Raw genomic sequence first — 14,889 nt, forward strand, 5'->3', positions numbered from 1 at the left:
ATGATGAAGACAGTGTTGGAGTTAAAAAATGTAACAAAAAACATCAGAGGCCGAACGATTATTGATCATCTGAGTTTTTCGATTCGTGAAGGCGAAGTATTCGGTTTTTTGGGGCCGAACGGAGCAGGGAAAACGACGACCATCCGGATGATGGTGGGATTAATGAAACTATCAAAAGGTGATGTGCTTATTTGCGGCCAATCCATTACGAAAGAGTACGCCAAGGCGATTAAGCATATTGGGGCGATCGTAGAAAACCCAGAGCTGTATAAATTCTTAAGTGGATATAAAAATCTCCAGCAATACGCAAGGATGGTCAAGGGCGTTACGAAGGAGAAAATTGATCAAGTCATTGAACTAGTCGGTTTAACGGACAGAATCCATGACAAGGTGAAAACATATTCACTTGGGATGAGACAGCGTCTTGGCTTGGCGCAATGTCTTCTTCATGATCCGAAAGTGCTCATTTTGGATGAACCGACAAACGGCCTTGATCCGGCTGGTATCAGGGAAATCAGAGATCATTTAAAAAAACTGACGCGAGAAAGAGGAATGGCTGTCATCGTTTCAAGCCACCTGCTTTCAGAAATGGAATTGATGTGTGACCGAATTGCGATTTTGCAAAAAGGGAAGCTTATCGATATTCAAAATGTAAAAGATGATCTCACTGATGAAAAAGATACATATTTCATCACCGTTGAGCAGCCGAATGAAGCCGCTTCTGTTCTAAAGGAGTATGAGTTGGTTGGCAAGACAAACGGTATAGAAGTCAAATTGTCTAAAGACGAAGTTCCTGCGGCCATTGAATTGCTGGTGATGCAGCAAATCCGGATTTATGAAGTAAAAGTAAAGGCTAAATCATTAGAGGACCGTTTCTTAGAAGTAACAGGTGAAGCAAAAGAGGAGGTTCAACATGCTTAATTTGATTTATAATGAATGGGTCAAAATTTTCAGCCGTGCCGGAACATGGGTGATGATCGGGATTCTGGCTTTAACAATGATTGGCTGGGCGTTTTTAACAAACCACTTTACATCCGATGAAGCAAATCCGAAATGGAAACAAACGCTTCAAGCGGAAAATGCCGCATTGAAGAAAGAAATCAAAGAAGATCCTTCACTGAAAGATGGCTATGAAGAACCAATTACAGTCAACAACTATCGTATTGAACATAACATCCCTGATGACGCAGGGTATACTGTTTGGTCTTATGTAACGGATTCAGCGGGTTTTACGATCCTCACCGGTCTATTCACCATTATTATCGCAGCCGGAATTGTCGCGAACGAATTTAATTGGGGAACGATTAAGCTGTTAATGATCCGGCCGCTCAGCCGTTTTCAGATTTTGCTCTCTAAATATATTACAGTTCTCCTGTTTGGGTTTTTATTGCTGTTTATTTTATTTATGGGGTCCGCTTTATTAGGGCTGATCTTCTTCGGGACAGGCGGGGACACTGCTGCGAATGTTCATTTAATCTACAAGGACGGCCATGTCATTGAGCAAAACATGATGGGATATTTGGCGAAAACGTATCTTTCAGAATCCGTTGCAGCTTTAATGATCGCAACGATGGCGTTTATGCTGTCGGCTGTCTTTAGAAACAGCTCTCTAGCAGTAGGCTTTTCCATCTTTTTGTTGGTAACGGGTACGACAGCCACTGCATTTATTGCGTTGAAATTTGACTGGGCGAAGTATATTTTATTTGCCAATGTTAGTTTAATGCAATATGTAGAGGGCTCACCGTTGGTAGAAGGGATGACAATGACTTTCTCCATTGTGATGCTGGCAGTTTACTTTGTTGTCTTTTTGCTGCTTGCTTTTGGAATCTTCATGAAACGAGATATTGCGAACTAATGAAAAAAGCTGTTTTGCATAAGCAAAACAGCTTTTTTATCGAAATAAAAACTGCAGGCTTGCACCTGCAGTTTTTCATATCAATTTATGCTTACGCTTCTTTAGTAACGTTAGCAGCTTGTGGTCCGCGGTTTCCTTCAACGATTTCAAAAGAAACAGCTTGGCCTTCTTCTAAAGTTTTGAAGCCTTCGCCTTGAATAGCAGAGAAATGAACGAATACATCGTCTTGACCTTCTACTTCGATGAATCCGAAACCTTTTTCAGAGTTGAACCATTTTACTTTACCTTCTAACATGAAATTTCCTCCTAAAGCGATCATAACGCTTAAATTCACTATTCTTGCTCTTAACAAACTTTCAAGACGAAAACTCTTACAAAACTTTCTTCTTAAAGATAGTTCGAACAAAAATAATTACCTTTACTCTACCAGTAATCTTCAGAAAAAACAACTGCAAAATGAAACTTTTTCGGAAAATAACATATTTATTTTTCAATTTGATATTTATTCACGGAGATTCATCTGCTTTTTCGATACGTGATCATATGTTTGTATTGGGTATGCTCTCTTTACGGGAAGAGAATATAATAGGAATTGACAACCCTACTGGATATGCGTAAGGTAAAAGTTATCAATATGACAAATGACAATGCTTATCAACTAAAGAGAGCGATTTTTATGTCTGATATTGATTGCATGCTCTAATACATAGATAGGGGTATGGTCACAATGAAAAAGTGGCTTATATGCAGTTTTGTTTTTATTCTGCTCGTTTCATTCACTGCATGCTCACCGTCGGCAGAACATGAATCGATAAAAATCGGTATTGCTGAGTCTGACGAGGCAATATGGAATTATATTGCCGAGAAGGCAGAAGAGGCGGGACTGGATATTGAACTGATCTTTTTTTCTGATTATGCGGAGTCTGATATCGCGCTTGCCAACAAAGAAATTGATGCCAATGCCTTGCAAACCATTTCATATTTTCGGTCGTTCACTGAAAAATACAAACATAAGCTGGCGCCGCTTGGCACAACATACATAACGCCTATGGGCATTTATTCAAAGCGGTTTGGCTCAATTCAAGATATACCGCGCGGAGCTGTGGTGTCTGTTCCGGATAAAGCGTTTGATTTTGGCAGGGCGCTTACGGTGCTTCAGGGGGCGGGATTGCTAACGCTGAAAAACGGATTTAACGGAACAGGTTCAGCCGATATGATCAAAAACAATCCGAGACACCTGAAATTGAAGGCAGTCCGGCATCAGGATGCTGTGAGAAGCGCCGACGTGTTTGTCATGAAACCTTCTGAAGCCAAAAAAGCGGGGCTGCAGACGGGAAAACATGCCATAAAGAGCGGCGGGTTCATGTCTGAGGAAGAGATGAATTTGATTGTCGTCAGAACGGAGGATCAGGATCGGGAAGCACTGCAAACCATTCTCGAGCTCTATCAAGCTGATGATACAGCGGTATTGATAGAAAAAGAATATCAGGGGGACCTTGTCCCGGCTTTTCTGCCTTTGAAACGTCTTTCAGATTGGAAGAATGAATTCGTACATTGAATTCATTCTTTTTTTTCTGAGAAACATACTTTGTTCCGCCCTGTTTCTTTCGCTTTGTAAAGCATTTGATCGGCAAGAATCGGCAGAGATTCAGGACGCTTCGTATTATTGGGGTAATGAGCGGTTCCCAGTGATATCGTAACTGACAGTTCTTCGCCATTTGTTAATGCAATCGGTGTATCACTGACATTGCGCCTGATCCGTTTCGCGATTCTGACTGCTTTATCAAGCGTACAGTTTGGCAGGAGCACGGCAAATTCTTCGCCGCCAATCCGTGCGGCAGGATCAGTGTTTCGGATGCTCAGCTTCAGACGAGACCCCAGCTCTTTCAGCACCTGATCTCCTTCGTGATGTCCGTACTGGTCATTGATGGTTTTAAAGTGGTCGATATCTATATAAATCAGCGCAAATTGAAAATGCGGGGTATTGGCCGCCTGTTCATGCAGGGATTGTGTGATGTCTTCAAATTTTCTTCGGTTATATATGCCCGTCAAAAAGTCAAAGTGCGCTTGAAATTTATATTGCTTAAAAAGCAGATGTGCATTTGTTTCATGCTCAATAATGTATAAACTGAGCATGCCGCCCGCTAATGAGGTGACCCAAAAATATAAGTGAAGTTCATATGAATGCAGATCTATAAGAAAATAAAAGAAAAAGGAGATCATACTGTTTGTGATCATTAAAAGATAGAAAGCATGTTTTAATTGAACTTTTTTTCTTCTAGAAACAATGAGTGGCGGGATGGCAGCGATACAAATGATAATCATAGAAAATATAGCAGAAGTATTCATCGTAATCAGCATACGGCCTGCGGCAATCACAACCAAAGCCGTTGCCGTTGAAACCCAGCCTCCATAAAGAGCGGCAATCATAATAGGGATATGTCGAAGATCAATGATTGAATGCTGGTATTCCAATCCGAAAAACATCAGAATAACCCCGAGCAAACCGCAGGCCAGTCCTTTAACAGCTTGGAAGAATATGCTGTCTTTTTTATGCACTAACCTTTCTTTAAACAGGTGGGTGAAGAGATAATTAAATGTGATTAAAATGGTCAAGTTTACAAACAGTTCTTTCAGCAAATGTCATCACCTTTATATAAGGTACTAAAGATGGAAGGGAAAGAAAAGAACAAAAAAGGATTATATAAGGTTTTTTTTTCCTTGGGGCATAAGCTAAAACAATTCGTACTTGACCTATCGGAATTAGTGTAATATAGTAAAAAAGAAAATTTGAAGGGAGAGTTTACCTGCTTTGGAGACTTTACTAGTCGTATTACATGTATTTATTTTATTGTTACTTATCTTAGGGCTTTTTGCTATGCAGAAAAAACATGTTTCCTTCTCTAAACGTGTATTTACTGCGTTGGGGCTGGGGATTGTATTCGGATTTGCGCTTCAGCTGATTTACGGCCCGACTTCAAATATAGTCATTCAAACAGCCGACTGGTTTAATATTGCCGGGGGCGGATATGTCAAATTGCTTCAAATGGTTGTTATGCCGCTCGTCTTTATTTCAATTCTCGGTGCATTTACAAAGCTGAAACTGACAAAAAATCTTGGGAAAATCAGTGGTTTAATTATCGGGATTTTAGTGGCAACAACAGCTGTAGCAGCAGCTGTCGGTATTGCGTCCGCGCTTTCTTTTGATTTGCAGGCGATCCAGGTTGACCAAGGAGATACCGAGCTTTCGCGGGGACAGGAGCTTGAGCAGAAATCAGAGGATATGGCAGCAAAAACGCTGCCGCAGCAGATTGTGGAACTGCTGCCGGGAAACCCGTTTTTAGATTTTACAGGAGCTAGACCGACTTCAACGATCGCTGTCGTTATTTTTGCGGCTTTTCTTGGAATGGCATTCCTCGGCGTAAAACGTAAACAGCCGGAACAGGCGGAAACGTTTAAAAAGCTGGTTGATGCCGTTTATGCCATTGTCATGCGTGTCGTCACCCTTATTTTGCGCCTGACGCCTTATGGAGTGCTGGCGATTATGACCAAAACGATCGCAACGAGTGATATTGACAGTATTTTGAAATTAGGTATGTTTGTGGTTGCTTCGTATGCCGCGTTAATCGCAATGTTTATCATACATTTGCTGTTGCTGACGTTCAGCGGCTTGAACCCGATTGTTTATTTGAAAAAAGCGCTGCCTGTACTTGTATTTGCATTTACATCACGCTCAAGCGCGGGTGCTTTGCCGTTGAATATTAAAACACAGAGAAGCATGGGCGTCTCGGAAGGAATCGCCAACTTTGCCGGTTCGTTTGGCCTTTCGATCGGGCAAAATGGATGCGCCGGCATTTATCCTGCGATGCTGGCGATGATGATTGCCCCGACGATCGGCCAGAATCCGTTTGATCCGGTGTTTCTCATCACAGTTATCGCAGTCGTGGCCATCAGCTCCTTCGGTGTTGCCGGAGTTGGCGGCGGAGCGACATTCGCAGCGCTTCTTGTTTTATCATCATTAAATATGCCTGTGGCGCTCGCTGGTTTATTAATCTCAATCGAACCTTTAATCGACATGGGGCGTACTGCTCTGAATGTCAGCGGAAGCATGACATCAGGCCTTATTACCAGTAAGATCACAAAGGAAATTGATACAGATGTATTCAATGATCAATCCAGAGTGATTGAAGCTGAAGAAGCGTAACAGCGTGTAACCCGCTTCGTTTTGATGTTCATTTCAATAAAAGAACCCATGAACCCTGTCATGTAAAGGGTTCATGGGTTCTTTTTTCATGCTTTTATTCCACTGTCCAGAAGTAACTGGGTTCAGAAGGAGTGCCTAGATCATGATCAAGACATTCTTGAAGAGGCTTTCGGCGATATGTTGTGATTTCTGAATTTCAGCCACGAATGAAAGAAGCGCGCCTGACTGTGTTCTCATTATTGTTCTTTTAACATTGAATGCTTTCGATACGCTTTGTAGTAACTGCTGGCAAAGAAAGCAAACATAAGGGCGGGAAGCAACCTCAAAAGAGCAAATGGAGTTTCAAATAAAAATGCTTTCCAAAACCATGCACCTTTCATACTCCAAAGACCTTCAGTTAAATATAAACCTGAATCCTTATAAATCATGTAAGAAAAAAACAAACACAGTAAACCTAAACCAGAAGAATAATTCATCAATCTTTTATAATAATGACACTTTGATTGGCGATCCGAGAAGATTTCATTTTGACCATCATCCTCTTTTTGCCAATATCGTATTCCGCTAAGCCAGGATCCATTTATATACATCCAACCGAAGTCTTCATATATCCCTTTGTATTCGACCAACTTTTTCTTAGGCAAATAATCCTGATAATCCAGTCGCATCACATATCTCTTGTCAGTTTTTTTGAAAGAATATATCCCTAATCCGCTAATATTGGTACAACGATAACCCTTTTGTAATTGCTCGTTCAGCCATTGCTCCTCTTTTTCAATATCAAAAAACATCTTCATTTTCTTCATTTGATTCACTTCCTTCGTACAGGGATAAAATATGCAATAACCTGTTTTGTTCCATTTTCAAAATGGTGCTTCCTTCCGCAGTTATCATATAAACTTTTCTCCGGCCTGACTCTCCAACAGGTTCAATCCAACCATGCTTATTCAAGTTTTCAATCGCACCGTATAGTGTACCGGCAGCTAACATAACAGTACCGTTACTTATCTTTTCTATTTTCTGCATGACGGCATAGCCATGGAGTGGTTCACGCAGAGCTAATAAAATATAATGCATCGTTTCAGACAACGGTAATAATTTATGTTTCATACCCTCACCCTCTCTTCAGTTCAACTATATAGTTCAACTTAATAAAAACATAATACAGTTCAACTGAATAGTCAACAATATTTTCAAAAGTAAAAGCTTGATAAAAAGGGGGAATCAACCTGAAAAGCCGCTTTCCTTATGTAAGGGAAAGCGACTTTTTGTATGAATTATTTAATGGACATATGTATATTTTGATTCAATGAAAATGAATGAACGTTTAGAATGCGATTGAAGTAGCGCAGTTTTTCATCAGAAACAGGACTTCCTACGTAAAGTGAATATAAATAATGAAACCCAGGCGGGTTATATTAGCAGTAACAGTGTTATCTAGTGTTCTTGCTTCAACTTTTTAATGTTGGGGTAACATGAATCGATAAAGATTGCTTTGGATTCAGTGGCAGCATAAATAAAAAAATCCTTCAAACGTTTATTTCACGCAAGAAGGATTTTTTTTAATGCTACCCATTGTACTCTAAAACAGGCAGGAAAATAAAAAGCAAAATTAACGATTTGAACCATTATGCAATCTATCTTGAATGACACGTTTTTTTAACGGCCGGGTTCTAAATCCTCGAGTATTCCCATCATGGTGTTATCATCCATAACGTTCATTGCGCTTTGGTCGAAATGAACGGGCTCGGCGTAGTGAGGCTGTCTTTTTTTCGCAGCTGTCTCAGTTTGCCTAGTTTGTGACTGTGTGTGCTGATGCTGTGTTTTCTGCTGTTCGGCATGCTGATGCTGCCGGCCATTTTGCCGCTGGCTTTGAAGTTGCGAACGTTCCTGTTGATTGCCGCCGCCCAATACTTGTTTGACCATGTTTCCTACATTAGCAGCATCAAACATCTTATTATCAGAATTCCGTCTGTTCATTTGTCCTGTGATAAACCCGCTGAATCTTTTGCGGATCTGAGGTGATAAAGCAGCAATAAGCATAGTTGAGCCTATCACCAATGCTGCGGGACTGATTCCTTTTCGCTGATTGAACAACATAATCCCTCCTTCTTGGTGTATTCATATGTTCCCCTTCATTAGACAAATTAACCGTTTTATTTCCCGGGAAAGCATTTCCTTCAGATTTACATGCATAATTAAAGCTGTTTAGAAAAACCTATAGGTAAAGTGATAAAGGAGGAATTCACATGCTTGGAAAAAAACAAGCCCTTGCGTCCTTGCTTCTTATCCCTTTGCTTATGACTGGCTGCGGTATGGCCAATCAGGGTGAGGGCAGACGTGATCAAGCAAATCCAGAAAACGTTAACTACCGCAATCCAGTGAACGATAATGGCAGAGGAAACATTAACGATGTCAATAACAATCGTGACAATGTCGATAATAATGTAACCGATAATGTTAACGATAACGGCAATAACAATGGTAATGATAATCGGCAATTAGAAGTTGCTGATGATGCTGCTGATAAAATTTCTGATATGAAAGAAGTAGAGCGAGCAAATGTCATCGTTGCAGGAAATCAAGCGTATGTTGCAGTTGTATTGAAAAATGGAAAAGAAGAAGTTGGACAGGATCTGAAAAAGAAAATTTCCGAAAAAGTAAAAGACACTGATAAAAACATGGATAATGTCTATGTTTCAGCCAATCCAGACTTTGTAGACCGAATGCAGGGATATGGCGAGCGGATACAAAATGGCGATCCAGTTGCAGGGTTTTTCGATGAATTCAGTGAAACTGTACAGCGTATATTCCCGCAACCTGAATAAGGATGAACAAAGCAGCCGCACAATTTGTGCGGCTTTTTTGGCGTGAATGGCACACCGCAAACTCTTGCTGCATAGAGTGAAAATAAAAGGTACAAGACGGACCGGCTCAGGGAGGGAGACGTTTGCGGGATGGCATAGGAAAGCGTGCGGCATCCGCTCTATTCCTGTGCGGAGTCCTTGTGATGCTGGCTGTAAGCTCGGCCATCGTATCAAGCACGTTGTATATACTGTCTTTGCCAGGGCAGGCATCTGGTATAACGAAAGAACAAGTGACGAAGCACATGAAAAAAGAGTCATTCAAACAGGCCGATATTTATTATACTTCCAAAGAAAAGTCCTTATTGCCGTTGACGAAAGAAACGCTTGAATATGCGGTCAGTATTAATCAGATTATGATTGGATATTCGAATCAAAAGCCTATTGATATTATTTTTTTTCCTAATGAAAAACTGATGGAGGATTACTCCGGTTTATTGGATGTCGTCGGTTTTTATTCTGAGCGGGAGCAGCTGATCGGATTGTTGCCTGAAGAGGAAAAGAAGCTTTTAGAAGGTGACGAGGTAGCGGTTTATTTGTATCAAAGATTGTTGATCCATGAATATACGCATCATGCGTTTCATCAGAAATTGAAGGAGCTTGAGGCAAATCCTGAAGCGTTTCCGTTATGGTTTCATGAAGGGTTAAGCGAGTGGATTGCGAACTATGAATTGCTCATAGACCCGGTCACGTTTTCTGTCGTGCCCTTTGACCGTTTGCAGACAGACCAAGACTGGCAGGAAGCCCGAGTCGAGTATGACACTGATGTCTATTTGCAAAGCTTTTATATGGTCAATGAGCTGACGGACAAATACGGGAAAGACATTATTTCTGAAATGATAAAGGAAACGGCAAAAAAAGGGGATTTTACAAAAGGGTTTAAATCGGCAACAAATGAAAGTCTTGATCAATTTGAAAAAGATTTCAAGAAAAGATTTGATGAAAACAGTGAGGCATTGGATAGATCCTATCCAATGCCTTTGTTATTAATGAAGTCCTTGTTGGCCCATGCCGCCTTGAGTTGGAGGCATTTGTCCTTGTGCAGGCGCAAATGAGTTTTTCATTTGTTCCATGTCTTGCGCATCTAGCTGAGGAACTTGGTAATAGCCGTGTTTGTTTTGGTATAGGAAAATTTCGAAAGCCATTTCAACATACTGTTGAATCTGAGCGGACAATACGCGTCTTACGGCTGGATTCGTCATTTCCAGAGAAGCCATTGTCAGCATAGAAGCCTGTGCTTTAACAGTGCAAAGCATTTGTCGGCTGATAATGCTGTCATCAATATCATTCATGGATTGAACAGGTTTTTTAGGCTTTGACGGCTGCATGCCGTAAACAGTCTGATTGTCTTCCTTCATCATATAAGTTGCTGTTTTTTGTGAAGGCTCGTTTCCTGTTTTAAAGCATTCTGCAGTTAAGTTATATTGAGACGCAATGAATTGATGTTGACGATCAAGGATGTTTACTAATTCCTGATCCTTACAAAATTGTTTCAGCATCGTAAACTGGTCAAGGACATTAAGTGTTCCTGAAAGCACCTCATGCATATCAAACATTTCATGTCCGCCGTGATTTTTATGAGGTTTGCCAGGGATACCTTTGTTCATTTGGGGTTGCTGCTGATTTAACTGATCCAAACCGAATTCCTCCTTTTTTTTCAGATCGACTATATTTTGTGACAGTCTGCCTCGTTTTATGCAGAAGCCTGAAAGGAATTATATGGAGTCTGTCGAAATGATAAGCAGACAAAGTCATTGTCATAAGGTGTATATTAAGGGAGGAAAAATGATGAGGCGTATTCTGCATATGATGTTGATCACTGCATTGATGTTCTTGAATGTGATGTATACGTGCGAAGCTGTAAAAGCAGCTGAGCCACAACAGCCGATATCGGTTGATAAGGCGATACAGCAAAAAGATGGACAGGCGCTTGTTGAAGGATATGCTGTCGGTCAGGCTGTCTCAGCGCAGCGGTATAAACTGACAAGCCCTTTTTCTAATGATTATCATGTTGCGCTGGCAGATAGTAAAAACGAGACATCGCCGGATCACATCCTTCCTGTGCAAATCCCATCCGCTTTTAGAAGCCAATTTGGGCTGCAAACCAACCCGCTTCTTCTTGGAAAAAAGATAACTGTTCAAGGACAGCTTGACGGCTATTTTAACACGACAGGACTTAAAAACGTTCAGTCAATGGTGTTAACTGATGGCATGAAAACTCCGCCGCCTGAACAGCCAGTGACAATAAATGAAGCGCGGGGACGGCTGAATGAATCAGTGACGATAAAAGGGATTGTCACAGCTGATCAAAGCGCGGTCGGAGGCGGGAAGCTGTCGACCTTTATGCAGGATGGAACCGGAGGCATTAACATATATTCGCCTTCACCTGAACTGTTTCCTGAATTAAAAGAAGGCATGGAAATCACGGTTGAAGGAAAAATCACGGCGTACCAAGGGCTGATAGAAATTGTTCCAAAATCATCAGGCATCAAAATCAACCAGACAAAACAACCCCTCCCGGCTCCGAAACAATCAACAATCAATGAACTGGTTAACAGCAATGTGGGTGACCAGTTGGAAGGCAGGCTTGTGACACTAAAAGCGTTTGTTTCCTCAATTCCACATTCTCCTGCCGGCGGCGGCTTTAATGTAACGATGATTGGTGGAGATCACCATGCTATGACACTTCGAGTAATGAATGAAACAGGGGTCATAGACGAACTTGATGAGGGCAAATGGTATGAATTTACCGGTGTGTTAAGCAGATACCAAACCCTTCAGCTTCTTCCGCGAAAAACGTCTGACTTGAAGCTGCTTGAAGAACAGCCCGCTCCTCCATCTGCGGAGGGTGAATATGAAGGTATTGTTGACAGGGTTGTTGATGGTGATACCATTCATCTCAAATCTCCCGTACTTGGAACGACAAAAATCCGGTTTGTACATGTAGATACACCTGAAACGTATCACACACCCAAAAATGAAGCAGACGAAAATCAATTAAGGTTTGGCAAAAAAGCATCTGATTATCTAAAAACAATATTGTCTCCAGGAGAGAGGATTACTGTCAAGGTCGGGAGAGAAGCGAAGGACAGCTATGGCAGACTTCTTGGGCAGGTCATAACGGAATCGGGTTCAAATGTGAACCTAGAGCTTGTGAAAAATGGCTATGCTCCGACGTATTTTATTTGGCCGGTTGACAATGAAGAGGATTATCAGCAGTTTCAGGCTGCTGCAGCTGCTGCGAAACAAGAGCAAAAAGGAATTTGGAATGAAGACGATCCCCTTTTGGAAATGCCGTTTGAATTTAGAGCCAGAGAGCAAGGAAAAGGCCTGACAAGATATGTGGGGGATTCGTCAAATAAAACGTATGTGGAGCCGGCTGACTGGAAACAGGTAGCTGTGGAAAATAGAATTTTCTTCGCCTCTGCAAGTGAAGCGGAAAACGCAGGATATAAAAAAAGGCAAACGGCACCGCAAGAACGTGTACCGCTTAGAATACTCAGTATGAACGATCTGCATGGCAAGATTGATCAGCAATATGAGCTAGATCTTGATGGAAACGGAACTGCAGACGGCGTCTTTGGGCGTATGGACTATGCTGCCGCATATTTGAAAGAAAAAAAGGCTGAAAAGAAAAACACGCTGATTGTTCATGCTGGTGATATGATCGGAGGCAGCTCACCAGTTTCATCTCTTCTTCAAGATGAACCAACTGTGGAACTGATGGAGGATATCGGTTTTGATGTCGGAACGGTCGGCAATCACGAGTTCGATGAAGGTACGGATGAACTGCTGAGGATCTTAAACGGAGGAGATCACCCGAATGGCACGAGCGGATATGATGGGCAGAACTTTCCCCTTGTGTGCGCCAATTGTAAGATGAAATCTACTGGTGAGCCCTTTTTGCCGGCATATGACATCATAGAGGTTGAGGGTATACCGGTTGCTTTTATCGGGGTTGTCACGCAGTCGGCAGCGGGTATGGTCATGCCTGACGGAATAAAAAACATCGAGTTTACAGATGAGGTCACAGCGGTGAATGAGGCGGCTGAAGAGCTGAAGAAAAAAGGCGTGAAGGCCATGGCAGTTCTCGCGCATATGTCAGCCGATCAAAATGGCACCGCAATTACCGGTGAATCTGCTGACCTTGCAAAAAAAACAGATTCCGAAATTGACGTGATTTTTGCAGCGCATAATCATAAGGTTGTTAACGGTGAAGTGAATGGAAAACTGATTGTTCAGGCGTTTGAGTATGGAAAAGCGATAGGGGTTGTAGATCTAGAGATCGATAAAACGACAAAAGACATCGTGAAAAAGTCGGCGGACATCGTATATGTCGATCAAAGTAAAATAGACCCGGATCCAAGCGCTTCAGCCATTTTAAAGAAATATCAAACACTCGTTGAGCCGATTATCAGCGAGGTTGTCGGTGAAGCGGCTGTTGATATGGAAGGCGGATATTCGAATGATGGGGACACGCCTCTAGGAAATCTGATTGCGGATGGCATGAGAGCGGCCATGAAAACGGATTTTGCCCTTATGAATGGCGGCGGAATACGCGAAGCGCTGAAGAAAGGACCCATAACATGGGGAGATCTGTACAATATCCAGCCGTTTGGAAATGTGTTAACAAAGCTTGAGATTAAAGGAAAAGATTTAAGAGAGATTATCAATGCGCAAATCTCGCCGGTTTTTGGGCCTGACTACAGCATCAGCGGGTTTACGTATACATGGGATAAAAAAACCGGAAAAGCTGTCGAGATAAAAATGGCAGATGGCACCGAGATTCAGCCCGATGCCACATATACACTGACTGTTAACAATTTTATGGCGACGGCGACAGGTACCAAATATCAGCCAATCGGATTGCTTGGGAAACATCCTGTGACAGGGCCTGAGGATTTGGACGCGACAGTTGAGTACGTAAAAAGCTTTGATGAACCTATCTCGTATACAAAAGAGGGAAGAATTAAGCTTGCTGAAGCCAGTGGCATTGAAGACCCTGTAACAGAAGCTCCAGTTACAGAAAAGCCGGGGGATGGACCAGGGACGGATCAGCCGGTAAATGAAATCCCAGAACCTGGGGAGGATCAGACTGATATCAAAGAGACTCCGGGTACTGTGCCAGTTCATCAGTTTCCGCCTTCTGCCATTTCGAGAATCGGAGAAATACCGAAAAAACCCGCTGTTACTGATGGCAATATCAGTACATTGCCAGTACAAAACGGGATTGCCGAAAGCGGGTCTGATCATCAGCTTCCGGATACATCTGCGGGCTACTATAACTTTATCGTGATCGGGGCGGCGATGACACTGTCCGGAACGTATCTTTATGTCAGAAGAAAAAGGAGCGTCTCCAGAACGTGAAAAAAGTAATTCCACTCGTCATCATTGCGGCCGGTCTGATGATCGCAGGCTATGGAGGCCTTAAACTGATCGATACGAATATGAAGACCGAACAGACATTAAAAGAAGCAAAACTCGCGGCTGATAAGCCGCAAGAAGCTTCAAGCGCGAAAAAAAGCGCGAATCAAGCAGAGAATCAAGCATCATTTAAGCCTGAGACCGGACATGCGAGCGGCATTTTAGAAATACCAAAAATCAATGCGGAGCTCCCGATCGTGGAGGGCACCGATCCAGATGATTTAGAAAAAGGGGTCGGGCACTACAAGGAAAGCTATTATCCTGATGAGAACGGACAAATTGTACTGTCGGGACATCGGGATACCGTGTTTCGCCGAACGGGAGAGCTTGAAAAGGGAGATAGGCTTCGCATTCTCCTTTCATATGGAGATTTTACGTATGAAATCATCAAAACAAAAATTGTCGATAAGGATGATACATCCATTATTACGCTCCAGCATGAAAAGGAAGAGCTCATTCTGACGACCTGCTACCCATTTTCATATGTGGGCAATGCCCCGAAGCGCTATATTATTTATGGAAAACGGGTTGTTTAAAAGCCG

Annotated in this window: 14 protein-coding genes; 8 read left to right on the plus strand and 6 right to left on the minus strand. The window is 42.2% G+C overall.

Annotated elements, in window-relative coordinates; genetic code table 11:
* Positions 1 to 3: 3 nt before the first annotated feature.
* Positions 4 to 921, plus strand: a complete 918-nt coding sequence (locus M1D98_RS04840; RefSeq protein WP_456280053.1) for an ATP-binding cassette domain-containing protein — start codon at positions 4 to 6, stop codon at positions 919 to 921.
* Positions 914 to 1,855 (plus strand): ABC transporter permease, encoded by a 942-nt coding sequence (locus tag M1D98_RS04845; protein ID WP_121642201.1) that lies wholly within the window; start codon positions 914 to 916, stop codon positions 1,853 to 1,855. Before M1D98_RS04840 ends, M1D98_RS04845 begins: the two co-directional genes overlap by 8 nt.
* A 91-nt stretch (positions 1,856 to 1,946) precedes the next feature.
* Here M1D98_RS04845 and cspB read toward each other — a convergent pair whose 3' ends face one another.
* Positions 1,947 to 2,150, minus strand: coding sequence for a cold shock-like protein CspB (cspB, locus tag M1D98_RS04850; protein WP_003224086.1), 204 nt, complete (start codon positions 2,148 to 2,150; stop codon positions 1,947 to 1,949).
* A 432-nt stretch (positions 2,151 to 2,582) separates the two neighbouring features.
* Here cspB and M1D98_RS04855 point away from each other — a divergent pair, with 432 nt between their 5' ends.
* Positions 2,583 to 3,413 carry a MetQ/NlpA family ABC transporter substrate-binding protein gene (locus tag M1D98_RS04855; protein WP_010327753.1) on the plus strand — a complete coding sequence of 277 codons (831 nt, stop codon included), beginning with the start codon at positions 2,583 to 2,585 and terminating at the stop codon, positions 3,411 to 3,413.
* Positions 3,414 to 3,415: 2 nt separating this feature from the next.
* Here the strand turns inward: M1D98_RS04855 and M1D98_RS04860 are convergent, their stop codons facing one another.
* Entirely contained in the window at positions 3,416 to 4,495 is a 1,080-nt protein-coding gene (locus M1D98_RS04860) for a GGDEF domain-containing protein (protein ID WP_268535060.1), read from the minus strand.
* Positions 4,496 to 4,667: 172 nt separating this feature from the next.
* On the opposite strand from M1D98_RS04860, the gene tcyP reads away from it, so the two are divergent.
* Positions 4,668 to 6,059, plus strand: coding sequence for an L-cystine transporter TcyP (gene tcyP / locus M1D98_RS04865; protein WP_010327755.1), 1,392 nt, complete (start codon positions 4,668 to 4,670; stop codon positions 6,057 to 6,059).
* Between the two features lie 236 nt (positions 6,060 to 6,295).
* On the opposite strand, the gene M1D98_RS04870 is transcribed toward tcyP, so the two are convergent.
* The 3 genes from M1D98_RS04870 to M1D98_RS04880 all read right to left on the minus strand — a co-directional run bounded on the left by M1D98_RS04870 (position 6,296) and on the right by M1D98_RS04880 (position 8,159).
* On the minus strand, positions 6,296 to 6,865 hold the full coding sequence (locus tag M1D98_RS04870) for a DUF2812 domain-containing protein (protein ID WP_010327756.1): 570 nt from the start codon (positions 6,863 to 6,865) through the stop codon (positions 6,296 to 6,298).
* Entirely contained in the window at positions 6,840 to 7,169 is a 330-nt protein-coding gene (locus tag M1D98_RS04875; protein ID WP_010327757.1) for a PadR family transcriptional regulator, read from the minus strand. The genes M1D98_RS04870 and M1D98_RS04875 overlap by 26 nt, the downstream gene beginning before the upstream one ends.
* Positions 7,170 to 7,718: 549 nt before the next feature.
* Positions 7,719 to 8,159, minus strand: coding sequence for a hypothetical protein (locus tag M1D98_RS04880; protein ID WP_268535048.1), 441 nt, complete (start codon positions 8,157 to 8,159; stop codon positions 7,719 to 7,721).
* Between the two features lie 149 nt (positions 8,160 to 8,308).
* Between M1D98_RS04880 and M1D98_RS04885 the strand changes: the two genes are divergently transcribed.
* Positions 8,309 to 8,887 (plus strand): YhcN/YlaJ family sporulation lipoprotein, encoded by a 579-nt coding sequence (locus tag M1D98_RS04885; protein WP_121642205.1) that lies wholly within the window; start codon positions 8,309 to 8,311, stop codon positions 8,885 to 8,887.
* A gap of 122 nt (positions 8,888 to 9,009) precedes the next feature.
* Complete coding sequence (locus M1D98_RS04890; protein WP_010327760.1) at positions 9,010 to 9,978, plus strand: gluzincin family metallopeptidase; 969 nt, start codon at positions 9,010 to 9,012, stop codon at positions 9,976 to 9,978.
* On the opposite strand, the gene M1D98_RS04895 is transcribed toward M1D98_RS04890, so the two are convergent.
* A complete protein-coding gene (locus M1D98_RS04895) occupies positions 9,910 to 10,560 on the minus strand; it encodes a spore coat protein (RefSeq protein WP_026014412.1) in 651 nt (216 codons plus the stop codon). The genes M1D98_RS04890 and M1D98_RS04895 overlap by 69 nt on opposite strands.
* An 82-nt stretch (positions 10,561 to 10,642) precedes the next feature.
* Between M1D98_RS04895 and M1D98_RS04900 the strand changes: the two genes are divergently transcribed.
* Together M1D98_RS04900 and srtA are read left to right on the plus strand one after the other, a co-directional pair.
* A complete protein-coding gene (locus M1D98_RS04900; protein WP_456280054.1) occupies positions 10,643 to 14,290 on the plus strand; it encodes a 5'-nucleotidase C-terminal domain-containing protein in 3,648 nt (1,215 codons plus the stop codon).
* A complete protein-coding gene (gene srtA, locus M1D98_RS04905; RefSeq protein WP_010327763.1) occupies positions 14,287 to 14,883 on the plus strand; it encodes a sortase SrtA in 597 nt (198 codons plus the stop codon). Before M1D98_RS04900 ends, srtA begins: the two co-directional genes overlap by 4 nt.
* Positions 14,884 to 14,889: the final 6 nt, after the last annotated feature.

This window comes from Bacillus sp. K7, from assembly GCF_053903245.1.

Excerpts from the sequence above, each read along its gene's own strand:
- M1D98_RS04840 (WP_456280053.1), top strand. The coding sequence starts at position 4 with ATGAAGACAGTGTTGGAGTTAAAAAATGTAACAAAAAACATCAGAGGC.
- M1D98_RS04845 (WP_121642201.1), top strand. The coding sequence starts at position 914 with ATGCTTAATTTGATTTATAATGAATGGGTCAAAATTTTCAGCCGTGCC.
- cspB (WP_003224086.1), bottom strand. The coding sequence starts at position 2,150 with ATGTTAGAAGGTAAAGTAAAATGGTTCAACTCTGAAAAAGGTTTCGGA.
- M1D98_RS04855 (WP_010327753.1), top strand. The coding sequence starts at position 2,583 with ATGAAAAAGTGGCTTATATGCAGTTTTGTTTTTATTCTGCTCGTTTCA.
- M1D98_RS04870 (WP_010327756.1), bottom strand. The coding sequence starts at position 6,865 with ATGAAGAAAATGAAGATGTTTTTTGATATTGAAAAAGAGGAGCAATGG.
- M1D98_RS04875 (WP_010327757.1), bottom strand. The coding sequence starts at position 7,169 with ATGAAACATAAATTATTACCGTTGTCTGAAACGATGCATTATATTTTA.
- M1D98_RS04880 (WP_268535048.1), bottom strand. The coding sequence starts at position 8,159 with ATGTTGTTCAATCAGCGAAAAGGAATCAGTCCCGCAGCATTGGTGATA.
- M1D98_RS04885 (WP_121642205.1), top strand. The coding sequence starts at position 8,309 with ATGCTTGGAAAAAAACAAGCCCTTGCGTCCTTGCTTCTTATCCCTTTG.
- M1D98_RS04900 (WP_456280054.1), top strand. The coding sequence starts at position 10,643 with ATGGAGTCTGTCGAAATGATAAGCAGACAAAGTCATTGTCATAAGGTG.